The following is a 14470-nucleotide window of genomic DNA, read 5'->3' on the forward strand; positions in this document are numbered from 1 at the left end:
GATCGCTAGGCGCTGCTTCGTGGCGACGGTTTTTCCCTTGCGAATTTGACAGCTAAAAGAGCGCGTCTGTGGCTGCTGAAGATACGTCCGTTTCCGGTGTGTCGGGCCGTTATGCAACGGCCTTGTTTGAATTGGCCCGCGACCAGAAAGTGGTCGACGAGGTCAAGGCCGATCTCGAGCGGTTCGAGGGCCTGCTGAACGAAAGCGCTGATCTGAAGCGCCTCGTCCGCAGCCCCGTGTTCGCGGCCGAGGCCCAGTCCAGGGCGCTCAGCGCAGTGCTGGACAAGGCCGGGATCGCCGGCATTTCCGCCAATTTCCTCAAAGTCCTGACCGCCAACCGCCGGCTGTTTGCGGTGGCCGACGTCATCCGCGCCTACCGCGCCCTGGTCGCCAAGTTCAAGGGCGAGGCGACCGCGGACGTCACCGTGGCGGAGGCGCTCTCGGGCAAGAATCTCGACGCTCTCAAGGTTGCCCTGAAATCGGTGACCGGCAAGGACGTCGCGCTGAACGTGAAAGTCGATCCCTCAATCATCGGTGGCCTCGTGGTCAAGCTTGGCAGCCGCATGATCGATAGTTCGCTTCGCACCAAACTCAATTCGATCAAGCACGCGATGAAAGAGGCAGGCTGATGGACATCCGCGCCGCGGAAATTTCCGCGATCCTCAAGGACCAGATCAAGAATTTCGGCCAGGAAGCTGAAGTCTCTGAAGTCGGACAGGTGCTGTCCGTCGGCGACGGTATCGCCCGCGTCTACGGTCTGGACAACGTCCAGGCCGGCGAAATGGTCGAGTTCGAGAACGGCACCCGCGGCATGGCGCTGAACCTCGAAACCGATAATGTCGGTATCGTTATTTTCGGCGCCGACCGTGAGATCAAGGAAGGCCAGACCGTCAAGCGCACCCGCGCCATCGTGGACGCGCCGGTCGGCAAGGGCCTGCTCGGTCGCGTCGTCGACGCACTCGGCAACCCGATCGACGGCAAGGGCCCGATCCAGGCCGACAAGCGCATGCGCGTCGACGTCAAGGCGCCCGGCATCATTCCGCGCAAGTCGGTGAGCGAGCCGATGGCGACCGGCCTCAAGGCGATCGACGCCCTGATCCCGATCGGCCGCGGCCAGCGCGAGCTCATCATCGGCGACCGCCAGACCGGCAAGACCGCGATCGCGCTCGACACCATCCTCAATCAGAAGCCGCTCAACGCGCAGCCGGACGAGAACATCAAGCTGTATTGCGTCTACGTCGCGATCGGCCAGAAGCGTTCGACCGTCGCCCAGTTCGTCAAGGTGCTGGAAGAGCAGGGCGCGCTGGAATACTCGATCATCGTCGCCGCGACTGCGTCCGATCCGGCGCCGATGCAGTACATCGCGCCGTTCACCGGCTGCACCATGGGCGAGTATTTCCGCGACAACGGTATGCACGCCGTCATCATCTATGACGATCTGTCCAAGCAGGCCGTCGCCTACCGCCAGATGTCGCTGCTGCTGCGCCGCCCGCCGGGCCGCGAAGCCTATCCGGGCGACGTGTTCTATCTGCACTCCCGCCTGCTCGAGCGCGCGGCGAAGCTCAATAAGGACCAGGGCTCCGGCTCGCTGACGGCGCTGCCGGTCATCGAAACTCAGGCCAACGACGTGTCGGCCTACATTCCGACCAACGTCATCTCGATCACCGACGGCCAGATCTTCCTGGAAACTGACCTGTTTTTCCAGGGCATTCGTCCCGCGGTGAACGTAGGTCTGTCGGTGTCGCGCGTTGGCTCTTCGGCGCAGACCAAGGCCACCAAGAAGGTCGCCGGCAAGATCAAGGGCGAGCTGGCGCAATACCGCGAAATGGCGGCGTTCGCGCAGTTCGGCTCCGACCTCGACGCCTCGACCCAGCGCCTGCTCAACCGCGGCTCGCGCCTGACCGAGCTCCTGAAGCAGCCGCAGTTCGCGCCGCTGAAGATGGAAGAGCAGGTCTGCGTGATCTGGGCCGGCACCAACGGCTATCTTGATCCGCTTCCGGTCAGCAAAGTGCGCGCGTTCGAAGACGGTCTGTTGTCGCTGCTGCGCGGCAAGAACGCCGAGATCCTCAACGCGATCCGCGACAGCCGCGATCTGTCAGACGATACCGCCGCCAAGCTGAAGTCGGTGGTCGAAGGCTACGCCAAGAGCTTTGCCTAACAAGAGCTTTGCCTAAGAAGGCCGTCCCCGCCTGACCGCGTGGGAGACGAAGATTTGGATGCCCGGGACAAGCCCGGGCATGACGACAGAAATAGGCTAGCGGCTTGACCGCAAGGGATCGAGCCGTCGGGGACGAAGAATGGCGTCACTTAAAGACATGCGGGTCCGCATCGCCTCCACCAAGGCGACGCAGAAGATCACCAAGGCCATGCAGATGGTCGCAGCGTCCAGATTGCGCCGCGCCCAGCAAGCGGCCGAGGCGGCGCGGCCCTATGCCGACAAGATGAGCGCGGTGATCTCCAATATCGCCGGCGCCGCTGCGGGCTCGCCCGGTGCGCCGGCGCTGCTCGCCGGCACCGGCAGGGATCAGGTTCACATGCTGCTGGTCTGCACCGGCGAGCGCGGCCTGTCCGGCGCCTTCAACTCCTCGATCGTGCGTCTGGCACGCGAACGCGCGCAGACGCTGATGGCGCAGGGCAAGGAAGTGAAATTCTTCTGCGTCGGCCGCAAAGGCTATGAGCAGCTCCGCCGCCTCTACGACAAGCAGATCGTCGAGCATCTCGACCTGCGCGGCGTCCGCCAGCTCGGTTTTGTCAACGCCGAGGACATCGCCAAGAAGCTGCTCGCCCGTTTCGACGCCGGCGAGTTCGACGTTTGCACGCTGTTCTACGCGCAGTTCAAGTCGGTGATTGCGCAAATCCCGACCGCGCAGCAGATCATTCCGCTGATCGTGGAAGAAAAGGCGGCGAACGCACCCTCGACCTCCTACGAATATGAGCCGGAGGAGGACGAACTCCTGTCCGGCCTGTTGCCGCGCAATATCGCGGTGCAGATCTTCCGCGCGCTGCTGGAGAACAACGCCTCGTTCTACGGCGCGCAGATGAGCTCGATGGACAACGCCACCCGCAACGCGGGGGAAATGATTCGCAAGCAAACCCAGATCTACAACCGAACCCGTCAGGCCCAGATCACCAAGGAGCTGATCGAGATCATCTCCGGCGCCGAGGCGATCTGACGCACGAACCAAACGACGGTCGTTCAAGTACAGAATTCCGAAGGAGAGCAATTCATGGCCACAGCAGCTAACCAGGTCGGTCGCGTCACCCAGGTCATGGGCGCAGTCGTCGACGTGCAGTTCGAGGGCCACCTGCCGGCCATTCTCAATTCGCTGGAAACCAAGAACGGCAACATCCGCCTGGTGCTGGAAGTCGCCCAGCATCTCGGCGAGTCCACGGTGCGCACGATCGCGATGGACGTGACCGAAGGTCTAGTGCGCGGCCAGGAAGTGACCGACACCGGTCAGCCGATCGCGGTTCCGGTGGGCGCGGGCACGCTCGGCCGCATCATGAACGTGATCGGCGAGCCGATCGACGAAGCCGGCCCGATCCAGTCCGAAGGCAAGCGCGCCATCCACCAGGAAGCGCCGACCTACACCGACCAGTCGACCGAAGCTGAAATTCTCGTCACCGGCATCAAGGTCGTCGATCTTCTTGCTCCTTACGCGAAGGGCGGCAAGATCGGCCTGTTCGGCGGCGCCGGCGTTGGCAAGACCGTGCTGATCCAGGAGCTGATCAACAACGTCGCCAAGGCGCACGGCGGATACTCCGTGTTCGCCGGTGTCGGCGAGCGTACCCGCGAGGGCAATGACCTCTACCACGAGTTCATCGAGTCCAAGGTCAACGCCGATCCGCACAATCCGGACCCGAGCGTGAAGTCGAAGTGCGCGCTAGTGTTCGGCCAGATGAACGAGCCGCCGGGCGCGCGCGCCCGCGTCGGCCTCACCGGTCTGACCGTCGCCGAGCATTTCCGCGACCAGGGCCAGGACGTGCTGTTCTTCGTCGACAACATCTTCCGCTTCACGCAAGCCGGTTCGGAAGTGTCGGCGCTGCTCGGTCGTATTCCGAGCGCCGTGGGTTATCAGCCGACGCTCGCCACCGATATGGGCGCGCTGCAGGAGCGCATCACCACCACGCACAAGGGCTCGATCACCTCGGTGCAGGCCATTTACGTGCCGGCCGACGACTTGACCGACCCGGCACCCGCGACCTCGTTCGCGCATTTGGACGCGACCACGGTGTTGAACCGCGCGATCTCGGAGAAGGGCATCTACCCGGCGGTCGATCCGCTCGACTCGACCTCGCGCATGCTCTCGCCGCTCGTCGTCGGCCAGGAGCACTACGACACCGCGCGCCAGGTCCAGCAGGTGCTGCAGCGCTACAAGTCGCTCCAGGACATCATCGCCATTCTCGGCATGGACGAGCTTTCGGAAGAGGACAAGCTGACGGTGGCCCGCGCCCGCAAGATCGAGCGCTTCCTGTCGCAGCCGTTCCACGTCGCCGAAATCTTCACCGGCTCGCCGGGCAAGTTCGTCGATCTTGCGGACACCATCAAGGGCTTCCGCGGCCTCTGCGAAGGCAAGTATGACCACCTGCCGGAAGCTGCCTTCTACATGGTCGGCACCATCGAAGAGGCGGTCGAGAAGGGCAAGAAGCTCGCCGCCGAAGCCGCTTAAGCTTTCTCATCTCGTCATCGCCGGACTTGATCCGGCGATCCATCGACAGAGAATCTTGATGGATGGACCCGCGGGTCGAGCCCGCGGGTGACAAGCAGAAAACAACGGACAGTCCATGGCCACCTTCCACTTCGATCTCGTCTCTCCGGAAAAGCTCGCATTCTCGGGCGAGGTCGACCAGGTCGACGTCCCCGGCGTCGAGGGTGACTTCGGCGTGCTGGCGGGACATGCGCCGGTCGTGGCTGCGATCCGCCCCGGCATTCTCACCGTTACCACCGGCGGCAAGCACGAGAAGATCATCGTGCTCGGCGGCCTTGCCGAAATCTCCGAGAAGGGCCTCACCGTGCTCGCCGACGTCGCGACGTCGCTGGCCGAGCTCGACCGTGCGCGGTTCGCCGAGACCATCTCGGAGATGGAAGAGAACCTCAAGGAGCACGAGGGCGGCGAGCTCGATCGTGCCATCGAACGGCTCGACCACTTCAAGAGCATCCAGCAACAGCTCAACTCCACGGCTATGCACTAAGCCCCGGGGCACCGCTCCGGGGCTCGAACACAAGATTTCTGGCTACATTCAGCGCTCGTCACGGCCGTGGCGGGCGCTGAAACTTTGTTGCACCGCGCCGCCGATAGCGGCATTCTGATCCGCGGAAATTTGTTCCGGGGCCGGTAGCAGATGAAACGCAAGATCGCGGCGATCTTCGCAGCCGATATTGCCGGGTATTCGAGACTTGTCGCGGAAGACGAGGAGGAGACGCTGCGGCGTCTGGCCTCCTACCGCGAAGTCGTCGACGACTTCATTGCGAAAGCGGGCGGACGAATCTTCAATACCGCCGGCGATGCCGTGCTCGCGGAATTTCCCAGCGCAGTTGATGCGGTGCGCTGCGCGATCGACATCCAGGAGTCGCTGCGGACCCGCAACATGGCCTATCCGCCGAGCCGCCAGATGTCGTTTCGTATCGGCATCACCATCGGTGACGTGGTCGAGCGCGACGGCGATCTGCTCGGCGATGGCGTCAACATCGCGGCGCGGCTGGAAGGTCTCGCCGAGGTAGGCGGCATTTGCGTCTCCCGCGCCGTGCACGAGCAGGTCGCCAACAAGCTGTCGGTGCAGTTCGCCGATATCGGCGCGCAAGAGGTCAAGAATATCCCGACGCCCGTCCATGCCTACATGGTGGCGATGCGGCGCGAGGACGGCAGCTACAACACGCCGCAGGTGAAGAAGGTCTCGGGCAAGGCCGCGCCCGCGCCGAACTGGATGTGGCCGCTGGTCGTCGGCGTCGTCTCCATCGTCGCCATTGGCGTTGGCGGCTTCCTCTATTTCACCAAGCTCGAAACCACCAAGGCACCGGCAAGCGCGGCGGCAGCGCCGGCTGCGGCGTCAAATCCGGCCGCCAGTACGGCGGCTGCCGCAGCACCCGGCTCGACGCCGACCATGGCCGCGGCGAATCCGGCGCCGGTCCCTTCGCCGCCCGCGGTCTCAGGCGGCAAATTCCCAGCCGACATGGTGCCGTTCATTGGCGAGCGTGTGCGCGCCTATCTTTCCAATGAGTATTCCACCGCCGGCGACTACAAGGCCTTTGCGCTCAACATCGGCGGCTTCACTGGTTCGGCACTGAACCAGCCGAATGAGGAAGCCGCGCGCAACGCTGCGCTCGAGCAGTGCCAGAAGCGCGCCGATGCCTCGCAATCGCCGCGGCGCTGCGAGCTCTATGCGGTCGGCAACACCATCGTCTACACCCACGGCAAGCCGCCGGTGCCGCCGCAACCCTGGGTGCGGCACGACACCATGACCGAGCGTCCGTTCGCCTCGAAGGACTTTCCGATGGTGCGCGATCCCGCCAAGCTTCGCCTCGAGAACATGTATGTTCCGGCTACGAAATCGCGCTCGGTCGCGCTCGGCCCCGGCGGACAGTATTTCATGGTGATGGGCGCACCGTCGGCCGACGATGCGACGCGGCGCGCGCTCGAATCCTGCGGGGCGATTGCCGGCGTGGCCTGCCTGATCGTGGCGGTCGATGACAATTTCGTCGTGCCGATCCCGACTGTGCTCAAGATCACCGGCTTCTTCCATGCCGCCAGCAACGCCTCGATTCTGGCGGATGCGCGCGACGAGGTCGCGCGCAAGCTCGCTGACGCCACCGGCTGGAATGCGGTCGCTGTCGGCACCGCAGGCCGCCCCGGTCTCGGCCTGAAGGCCGCCGACGAGCAGACCGCCGTCAATTCGGCGCTGGCCGATTGCGCCAGGCGTGACAGCGATTGCCATGTGATCGCGATCGGCCCGTTCGCGGTGGGGCCGGTCAATTAGGCCGTGAACCCATAAATCTGCCGGACGGGCGGCTTGCGAGGTCCGCTATGCCCCGGGCGATTGGCGGAGGCGCAGGCGTTAGCAGCAATCGCTCTATAGCGACGGCAATCGCTCTGGGGCAGCGGCACGCCAGGTTCGCTAGAGATCGTCGTGCCCACGCTGAGAGAGCGACACACGAACTCAAGGGACCGATCCTATGATCTCCGTCACCACCAACGATGGCGTCCAGATTTTCTATAAGGACTGGGGGCCGAAATCAGCCCAACCGATCGTTTTTCACCACGGCTGGCCACTGACCGCCGATGACTGGGATAACCAGATGCTCTTCTTCGTCAGCAAGGGTTACCGTGTCATCGCCCATGATCGCCGGGGTCATGGTCGTTCGATGCAGGTGAGTGACGGCCACGATATGGATCACTACGCAGCCGATGTCGCGGCCGTCGTAGAGCACCTTGATCTTCGGAATGCCATTCACATCGGCCATTCCACGGGCGGCGGCGAGGCCACGCGTTACGTTGCACGCCATGGCAGAAATCGCGTGGCGAAGCTGGTCCTGATCGGTGCGGTGCCGCCGCTGATGTTGAAGACGGAGACCAATCCGGGTGGCTTGCCCATCGAAGTGTTCGACGGCCTACGCCAGCAGCTCTCTGCCAACAGGGCGCAGTTCTACAGAGATTTCGCGAGCGGTCCATTCTATGGCTATAACCGCCCGGGCGCAGAAGCATCGCAGGCCGTCATCTGGAATTGGTGGCGCCAAAGCATGATGGGCAGCGCTAAGGCCCACCATGATGGCATCAAGGCTTTCTCGGAAACGGACTTCAGCGAGGACCTGAAAAGCATCACCCAGCCCACGCTCGTCCTGCATGGCGGTGACGATCAGATCGTACCCGTCGACGACTCCGCGCCCCTGTCGGCGAAGCTACTGAAGCACAGCACACTAAAAATCTACGATCTTCTGCCGCACGGCCTGTGCACGACACATGCCGACTTCATCAACGCCGACATTCTCTCCTTCATCTCGGCCTAGTCGGCGCCGATCAGGAACAGCGGGAGACAAATATGACCTGGAAGAGCTTCGCCAGCCCACTTGCAATCAGATCGCGACGTAGGGTCGTTGCCCCTGCCGTCTTCTACGGCCTCTCTCTGGCCGTTCGCTTCACTTCCGCGGCGGGCGAGGAGGTGGAAGTCGCGCCGCACTTCATGCAAACGCCGCACCCGCTGGTTTCGATGATGACCGGGGCTGGGTCCGGCCTTCCCTACCAGGACTGGAGTCCGAAGAGGTCTGCACCGGCTGGCTTTCGATATACGGCTGGCCGCTGAGCTCGCCGTCACGCTGCATCGCACCTTAAGACCAGCATTCGCTTCACCTCTCGTAGAGCCGCCGAACGCTGCCCTCAACGGAGAAGCGGCGGTAGCGCACAGACTTTCGACAAGTGCAAACCAAGGAGAAAATCCATGCGACTAGTCATTATCGGCGCCGGCTTCGCCGGCATGTACGCCGCCCTTTCCTCCGCCCGGCTGCGCGACATTCAGGGCGTTTCGCCTGACGATCTCGAAATCGCACTGATCGCACCGGAGCCGACGCTGGTGGTCCGCCCGCGGCTCTATGAGCCGAAGCCGGAAACCCTGACAGCGCCGCTGCTTGACGTCCTCAAGGCGATCGACGTCGACTACATCCAGGGCAGCGCCGAAACGATCAACACCGATGCTCGAACGGTGCAGATCACGACTCCGAACGGCCCGCGAAGGACTCTGTCCTACGACCGTCTCGTGGTGGCGACCGGCAGCCGCCTCTTCCGCCCCAACATTCCGGGCCTTGCCGAGCACGGTTTCAGTGTTGACTCGCTCGATGACGCAATCGCGCTCGACAAGCACCTACACAGCCTAGTCGACCGGCCGGCCATCAACGGGCGCGATACGGTCGTCGTCGCTGGCGGCGGCTTCACCGGCATCGAGGCAGCAACCGAGCTGCCTGCGCGCTTGCGCGAAATCCTTGGCAAGGACGCCAAGACGCGCGTGATCATCGTCGACCGCAACAGCGCAATCGCACCCGATATGGGCGAAGGCCCCCGTCCTGTCATCGAGGACGCCCTGCGCAAGCTCGGTGTGGAGACCCGTCTCGGCGCCGGCGTTGCGGCGCTCGATGGATCCGGCATCACGCTTGCCGACGGCGAACGCATCGAAGCCGAAACCGTGATCTGGGCGGCCGGCATTCGCGCCGCCCCGTTGACCCAGCAGATTCCTGCCGAGCGCGACAATTTCGGCCGGCTGCTGGTGGATCGCGATCTGCGCGTGCCGGGTGTCGCCGGCGTCTTCGCCACCGGCGATGCTGCGCGGGCCGCATGCGACGACGAAGGCAACTACGCGCTGATGTCGTGCCAGCACGCCACGCGGATGGGCGCCTTTGCCGGCAACAATGCCGTCGCCGAACTCCTGGGTGTTCCGACCAGGCCGTATCACCAGAAGGCCTACGTCACCTGCCTCGACCTCGGCGAAGCCGGCGCTCTGTTCACGCGCAGCTGGGAGCGCAAGGTCGAGATGGTCGGCGACCTCGCCAAGAAGACCAAGCAGGAGATCAATACTGTCTGGATCTACCCGCCCCGCGCCGAGCGCGCCGCGGCGCTCGCGTCGGCCAATCCGGAGCGCGTGACCAACCTCTAGACGCCCCAAGCGATGGCGGCCGCGCTCCCCTGGCTGCGCGGCCTGCTCAACCAAGACCAGCCAGAACCAAGACCAGCCAGAACCAAGACCAACCAGGCGCCTTTACCATGAAACAGGAGACGAACATGAACCTGCACAACACCTCATACCCCGTTACATCGGGACCCGAAGAGCTCGTTCCGTCGCGCTACGCGCTGAAGGTCGGCGACATTGACGTGCTGGTGGTCAGCGATGGCGTGCTGCCGCTCCCAACCCAAATGTTGGGACACAACGCCGACCCGGCCGACCGCGCGGCCTGGCTGAAAGACATGTTCCTGCCGCAGGACGCGTTCGACTGGGCGCTGAACGTGGTCGTGGTGCGTAGCGGCGGCAAGACCATCCTCATTGACGCTGGACTAGGGTCCGATCCGGACTTGAACTTGCCGCGGGCCGGCCAGTTGATCAAGCGACTGGAGGCCGCCGGCATCGATCTTGGGTCCGTGACCGACCTGGTGCTGACCCACATGCACATGGACCACATTGGCGGGCTGCTCGTCGAGGGGGTGAAGGAGCGACTGCGTAAAGACCTGCGGATCCACGTGGCGGCCGCCGAGGTCAAGTTCTGGGAGTCGCCCGATTTCTCCCACACCTCCATGCCGCAGGGTTTCCCGGATGCGCTTCGGTCGGCCGCCAAGCGGTTCGTGAGCGAGTACGGGAGCAACCTGCGGACGTTCGATGAGGAGCACGAGATTGCGCCGGGCGTGGTCGCCCGTCGCACCGGCGGTCACACCCCCGGGCACAGCGTGGTCCGCGTGGCGTCCGGCGGCGATGGGCTGACGTTCGCCGGCGACGCCGTGTTTACTGTCGGGTTCGAGCAGCCCGACTGGCACAACGGCTTCGAACACGACCCCGAAGAGGCGGCGCGCGTTCGGGTCCGTCTTTTGCGGGAGCTGGCTAAGAGCGGCGAGATGCTGGTGGCCACTCACCTGCCGTTCCCGTCCATCGGCCGGGTGGCGGCCGACGGCGACGCCTTCCGTTTCGTACCGGTCTTCTGGGACTACTGACCGCTCGTCGGGTTAAGGCCGAACCAGGGCGTATGAGTTCGCGCCCTGGTTCAATACCTCGCAACCACTGAGCCGCTGAAACCGGAGCGGTCGCTTAATGCCCGCTTTGACCAACTTCCAGCTTTACAGATGAGTCGAACGAACATGCAGAACGAAAAGGTCATGATCATAACGGGCGGCAGCTCCGGCATCGGTCGCGCGGCCGCGCTCCGTTTCGCGAACCAAGGCGACAGGGTGCTCATCACCGGCCGCCGCGCCGGCCCCGTCGAGCAAACGGTGGCGGAGCACAAGAATATCGCGGGCATCGTTGCGAATACCGCCTCTGCTGAAGACGCCAGGCGGACCATCGCCACGGCGGTCGACAAGTGGGGCCGAGTGGATGCGCTCGTCAACAACGCCGGCGCGGGCGCCATCCTTCCCTTATCGGATGCGACAGCCGATCGGATCACAGACATCTTTTCCGTCAATGTGCTCGGTCCGAGCCTGCTGGCCCGCGCCGCCCTTCCTCACCTGAAGGCGACGCAGGGCACCATCATCAACATCTCCTCGACCTTCGGTCACCGGCCGGCGGCGGGACTATCTCACTACGCCGCCAGCAAGGCGGCGCTGGAACACCTGACCCGCTGCTGGGCGCTCGAACTCGCGCCGCTCGGAATAAGGGTGAATGCGGTCGCGGCCGGGCCCACGGAATCCGGCGCCCTGACCGGGATGATGGGGCTATCTGCGGAACAGGCGGAAGCCGTCAAGGAAGACGAGCGCGCACGGATTCCGCTCGGTCGGCGCGGCGTTCCCGACGACATCGCGGAATGGATTGTCCAGCTTGCGGGCCCCGCCTCGCAATGGCTGACGGGCCAGGTTCTCGCCGTCGATGGCGGCTTGGGACTGGCTTAGTTTCCGCACTGCCAAGTGCGGTCCCGACCTAATTTACTTCTCTTTCCGATTAAGGGGCGATAGTTCGGGTGAGTTAGTCTGGGCGCCCAAAGCTGCGGTGAGCCAAAGCCCGTTGTCTGTAAGGGTCGTTCGCTACAGGGGCGAACGAGTGGCAAGTCCAGCCATGTCCGTAAGTAAATTCAGAGCATTAGCGACTGCGCGTTGGTCATGGCGAGTTGATGGCGCTGCTCGAGAAGTGATTCAATCTCCGAAACCGGAGCCTTGAATCATGCGCTACGAACTCAGCGACTATGAATGGATCGCGATCAAGCCGATGCTGCCCAACAAGTCGCGCGGCGTTCGGCGGGTAAATGACCGTCGCGTGCTCAATGGCATCTTTTGCGGCGATTGCGCCGTGCCCCCGATTCTTTCTGAAATGTCAGTGGCTTCGCAGCGACCGCAGGGCAACGCACCGGCGGTGGTCGGCTACTGTGCATGGGGTTGTTTTCGCTGTTTTAGTTTGCGAACGCTGCGAACGCTTGCGCCACAGCCCGATAAACCTCGCGGCGGAACGGCACGACGAGATCGACGACCCGGTCGAGTTTCTCCCAGCGCCACGCATCGAATTCCGCCGGCTGTCCGTTGCGCGGCGTCAGCGGATCGATCTCGCCGTCCTGGCCGGTGAAGCGCAGTGCGAACCATTTTTGGCGCTGGCCACGAAACTTCGCCAGCCGGTGTGACTGCGGTCCGTCGTAAGGCGGGAATTCGTAAGTCAGCCAGTCGGTCTCGCCGAGATAGCTTGCACTCTTGACGCTGGTCTCCTCCCAGAGCTCGCGCAGCGCCGCATCGCGCAGGTCCTCGCCTTCGTCGACGCCACCTTGCGGCATCTGCCAATCGAGGCCCGGCAGGATGATCTCAGGTCCATCGCCCTTGAAGCGGTGCCCGATCAGCACGCGGCCATCGGCGTTGAACAGCGCGATCCCGACATTGGGACGGTAGGGCTTTTGATCGGTCACGGACTTCCTTCTTCGTCATTCTCAGGTGCGCAATCGCGCACCATGGGACCTGCTTCGCATGCCCAGGATTGACGATGCAATCACTGCTCCGCGAGCGCGGCAAATTCCTTCACCACCCGCTCATAGACCGGGCGCTTGAAGGGAATGATCAGGCCGGTCAGGTTCTTCATCGGCTCCCAGCGCCAGCTCACGAACTCGGACTTGTGGCCGCCGCCCGGCTTCTCGACATTGATCTCGCTGTCCTTGCCGGTGAAGCGCACCGCGAACCACTTTTGGCGCTGGCCGCGGTAGCGGCCCTTCCAGGTGCGGCCAGCGACCGTGCGGGGAATGTCGTAAGTGAGCCAGTCCGGCACCTCGCCGAGCCGCTCGACCGAGCGCACGCTGGTCTCCTCATAGAGCTCGCGCTTGGCCGCTTCCCAGGTGTCTTCGCCGGGGTCGACGCCGCCTTGCGGCATCTGCCAGACATGGGCGTCGTCGACATGCTCGATGCCGCCGGCGCGGCGGCCGATGAACACCAGTCCGTCCTTGTTGAGCAACATCACGCCGACGCAGGTTCGGTAGGGCAGATCCTCGTAACGCGCCATTCCGCCGAACCTTTCGCATGCTGTACGCAGGCACGTCGGCCCCGCAGGACCCGTACCATACCAATCCGTTGATTTAGCTGGATTTTGATTTCAGCATCGCGGTTGTCAATGGCACCAAAAGGATGCCCCGGTCGCTCAATGTCTTGGTCCAGGTGCCGATCCGCTCGATCGAGACCGGCAGGGCGGAGGCGGTTCCGACCGCCACGCCGCGCTCGCGGGCCGCCGCTTCGAGCTTGTTCAGGGCGCGGTCGATCTCGGCCGGGGTCGGCACGACGTCGATCGCGATGTCGCCCTTGCCGAACGGCATCGCCAGGCTCGCGGCGGCCTGGGTCGCGATGCTGCGGGGCGAGGAGCCGTCGTCGAAGAAGCCGAGCCCGCGCTTGGCGGCTTCGCGGATGATCGGCTGCATCGCCGCATCGGTCGCCACGAAGCGGGCGCCCATGAAATTGGTGATGCCGGCGTAGCCCTGCATCCGGCTCAGATGCCAGTACAGGCGGTCCATGTTCTGGTCGGCGCTCAGCGAAGTCAGCAGCGTTTGCGGCCCTGGATCGTTGTCAGGGAAGTCGTAGGGCTCCATCGGGATCTGGAGGAAGATCTCGTGGCGCTGGGCGCGGGCCCGCTCGGCGAGCTTGCCGGGATCGGAGCCGTAGGGCGTGAAGGCCAGCGTCACCGCGGGCGGCAGCTTCATGATTGCGTCGGTGGTCTTGGCGGCGCCGACGCCGAGGCCGCCGATCACGATCGCAACCACCGGCATCTTGGCGGCCCTGGCGCGATCGGCTTCTGCGGCATAGACGTTGAACGGCTTCAGCCCGTCGACGACCACGGGGATCATGCCGTAGCGCGATTTCTCCAGCAGCTTCTGGTCGACCCCGGCCATGACGGGCGGCGCCATGGAGGCCGCCTCGCCCTTCTCGGCGGCATCGCCGCCGATCACCACGTCATGGCGCGCACCACTTGAGCCGTCGATGATGGTGACGGTCTTGTGCTCGCCGGCGGCGGCCGGTTTCGGCGCCTCCTTGGTCTCCTGCTTGCTTTCCTGGCCATGGCCGCCAGCGGCCGGCTTCTGCTCCGTAGTGTCCGTGGCTTTGGGCTCGCCGATCGCCAGCCGCGTCATCGGCTCGCCGCCGAGCGGGTCCTTGTTGAAGATGGCGAAGCCGGCAAAGCTGATCAGGAACAGGCCGAGCAGTACGGCCAACAACTGCATGGCCGTGAACGGCGGCCGCAGCCGGCGTTTCCGGCGCGGCTTGTCCTGTCCAAGCGGGGCGCTCAGATCATCGGCCGTTTCAGTCATGCGCGATCCCGAATCACTGGTGCCGACGAT

13 protein-coding genes and 1 pseudogene are annotated in these 14470 nt (G+C 64.2%); 11 read left to right on the plus strand and 3 right to left on the minus strand.

Annotation, left to right across the window (positions count from 1 at the left end):
- Window positions 1-68 precede the first annotated feature (68 nt).
- The 11 genes and pseudogenes from IVA82_RS32360 to IVA82_RS32410 all read left to right on the plus strand — a co-directional run.
- Window positions 69-629, plus strand: coding sequence for a F0F1 ATP synthase subunit delta (locus tag IVA82_RS32360; protein WP_247389607.1), 561 nt, complete (start codon window positions 69-71; stop codon window positions 627-629).
- Window positions 629-2158 carry a F0F1 ATP synthase subunit alpha gene (atpA, locus tag IVA82_RS32365; RefSeq protein ID WP_247389606.1) on the plus strand — a complete coding sequence of 510 codons (1530 nt, stop codon included), beginning with the start codon at window positions 629-631 and terminating at the stop codon, window positions 2156-2158. Before IVA82_RS32360 ends, atpA begins: the two co-directional genes overlap by 1 nt.
- A gap of 139 nt (window positions 2159-2297) precedes the next feature.
- Window positions 2298-3173, plus strand: a complete 876-nt coding sequence (locus IVA82_RS32370) for a F0F1 ATP synthase subunit gamma (RefSeq protein ID WP_247389605.1) — start codon at window positions 2298-2300, stop codon at window positions 3171-3173.
- A 54-nt stretch (window positions 3174-3227) separates the two neighbouring features.
- Entirely contained in the window at window positions 3228-4670 is a 1443-nt protein-coding gene (gene atpD, locus IVA82_RS32375; RefSeq protein ID WP_247389604.1) for a F0F1 ATP synthase subunit beta, read from the plus strand.
- Window positions 4671-4785: 115 nt separating this feature from the next.
- Complete coding sequence (locus IVA82_RS32380; RefSeq protein WP_247389603.1) at window positions 4786-5193, plus strand: F0F1 ATP synthase subunit epsilon; 408 nt, start codon at window positions 4786-4788, stop codon at window positions 5191-5193.
- Between the two features lie 150 nt (window positions 5194-5343).
- Window positions 5344-6975, plus strand: coding sequence for an adenylate/guanylate cyclase domain-containing protein (locus IVA82_RS32385; protein ID WP_247389602.1), 1632 nt, complete (start codon window positions 5344-5346; stop codon window positions 6973-6975).
- Window positions 6976-7171: 196 nt separating this feature from the next.
- Entirely contained in the window at window positions 7172-8002 is an 831-nt protein-coding gene (locus IVA82_RS32390; RefSeq protein WP_247389601.1) for an alpha/beta hydrolase, read from the plus strand.
- A gap of 428 nt (window positions 8003-8430) precedes the next feature.
- The gene (locus tag IVA82_RS32395; RefSeq protein WP_247389600.1) at window positions 8431-9636 is read left to right on the plus strand and encodes an NAD(P)/FAD-dependent oxidoreductase; all 1206 of its coding nucleotides are present in this window, start codon (window positions 8431-8433) and stop codon (window positions 9634-9636) included.
- 125 nt (window positions 9637-9761) lie between these two features.
- Entirely contained in the window at window positions 9762-10679 is a 918-nt protein-coding gene (locus tag IVA82_RS32400; protein WP_057900729.1) for an MBL fold metallo-hydrolase, read from the plus strand.
- Between the two features lie 144 nt (window positions 10680-10823).
- Window positions 10824-11570: an SDR family oxidoreductase gene (locus tag IVA82_RS32405; protein WP_247389599.1), complete on the plus strand. Its 747-nt coding sequence runs from the start codon at window positions 10824-10826 to the stop codon at window positions 11568-11570.
- Window positions 11571-11838: 268 nt separating this feature from the next.
- Window positions 11839-11946: pseudogene (locus IVA82_RS32410) on the plus strand (IS5/IS1182 family transposase); the annotation flags it as partial.
- A gap of 118 nt (window positions 11947-12064) precedes the next feature.
- Here the strand turns inward: IVA82_RS32410 and IVA82_RS32415 are convergent.
- The 3 genes from IVA82_RS32415 to IVA82_RS32425 form a co-directional block, all read right to left on the minus strand.
- The gene (locus tag IVA82_RS32415; protein ID WP_247389598.1) at window positions 12065-12565 is read right to left on the minus strand and encodes an RNA pyrophosphohydrolase; all 501 of its coding nucleotides are present in this window, start codon (window positions 12563-12565) and stop codon (window positions 12065-12067) included.
- Between the two features lie 80 nt (window positions 12566-12645).
- The gene (locus IVA82_RS32420; RefSeq protein WP_247389597.1) at window positions 12646-13149 is read right to left on the minus strand and encodes an RNA pyrophosphohydrolase; all 504 of its coding nucleotides are present in this window, start codon (window positions 13147-13149) and stop codon (window positions 12646-12648) included.
- 73 nt (window positions 13150-13222) lie between these two features.
- Window positions 13223-14440: a divergent polysaccharide deacetylase family protein gene (locus IVA82_RS32425; RefSeq protein WP_247389596.1), complete on the minus strand. Its 1218-nt coding sequence runs from the start codon at window positions 14438-14440 to the stop codon at window positions 13223-13225.
- Window positions 14441-14470: the final 30 nt, after the last annotated feature.

Source organism: Bradyrhizobium sp. 142, assembly GCF_023074015.1.
In the GTDB taxonomy this organism is placed as follows: Bacteria; Pseudomonadota; Alphaproteobacteria; order Rhizobiales; family Xanthobacteraceae; genus Bradyrhizobium.

Bases quoted from the DNA above. Each gene is read 5' to 3' on its own strand.
- atpA (WP_247389606.1), top strand. From the start codon at position 629: ATGGACATCCGCGCCGCGGAAATTTCCGCGATCCTCAAGGACCAGATC.
- IVA82_RS32370 (WP_247389605.1), top strand. From the start codon at position 2,298: ATGGCGTCACTTAAAGACATGCGGGTCCGCATCGCCTCCACCAAGGCG.
- atpD (WP_247389604.1), top strand. From the start codon at position 3,228: ATGGCCACAGCAGCTAACCAGGTCGGTCGCGTCACCCAGGTCATGGGC.
- IVA82_RS32380 (WP_247389603.1), top strand. From the start codon at position 4,786: ATGGCCACCTTCCACTTCGATCTCGTCTCTCCGGAAAAGCTCGCATTC.
- IVA82_RS32385 (WP_247389602.1), top strand. From the start codon at position 5,344: ATGAAACGCAAGATCGCGGCGATCTTCGCAGCCGATATTGCCGGGTAT.
- IVA82_RS32390 (WP_247389601.1), top strand. From the start codon at position 7,172: ATGATCTCCGTCACCACCAACGATGGCGTCCAGATTTTCTATAAGGAC.
- IVA82_RS32395 (WP_247389600.1), top strand. From the start codon at position 8,431: ATGCGACTAGTCATTATCGGCGCCGGCTTCGCCGGCATGTACGCCGCC.
- IVA82_RS32400 (WP_057900729.1), top strand. From the start codon at position 9,762: ATGAACCTGCACAACACCTCATACCCCGTTACATCGGGACCCGAAGAG.
- IVA82_RS32405 (WP_247389599.1), top strand. From the start codon at position 10,824: ATGCAGAACGAAAAGGTCATGATCATAACGGGCGGCAGCTCCGGCATC.
- IVA82_RS32420 (WP_247389597.1), bottom strand. From the start codon at position 13,149: ATGGCGCGTTACGAGGATCTGCCCTACCGAACCTGCGTCGGCGTGATG.
- IVA82_RS32425 (WP_247389596.1), bottom strand. From the start codon at position 14,440: ATGACTGAAACGGCCGATGATCTGAGCGCCCCGCTTGGACAGGACAAG.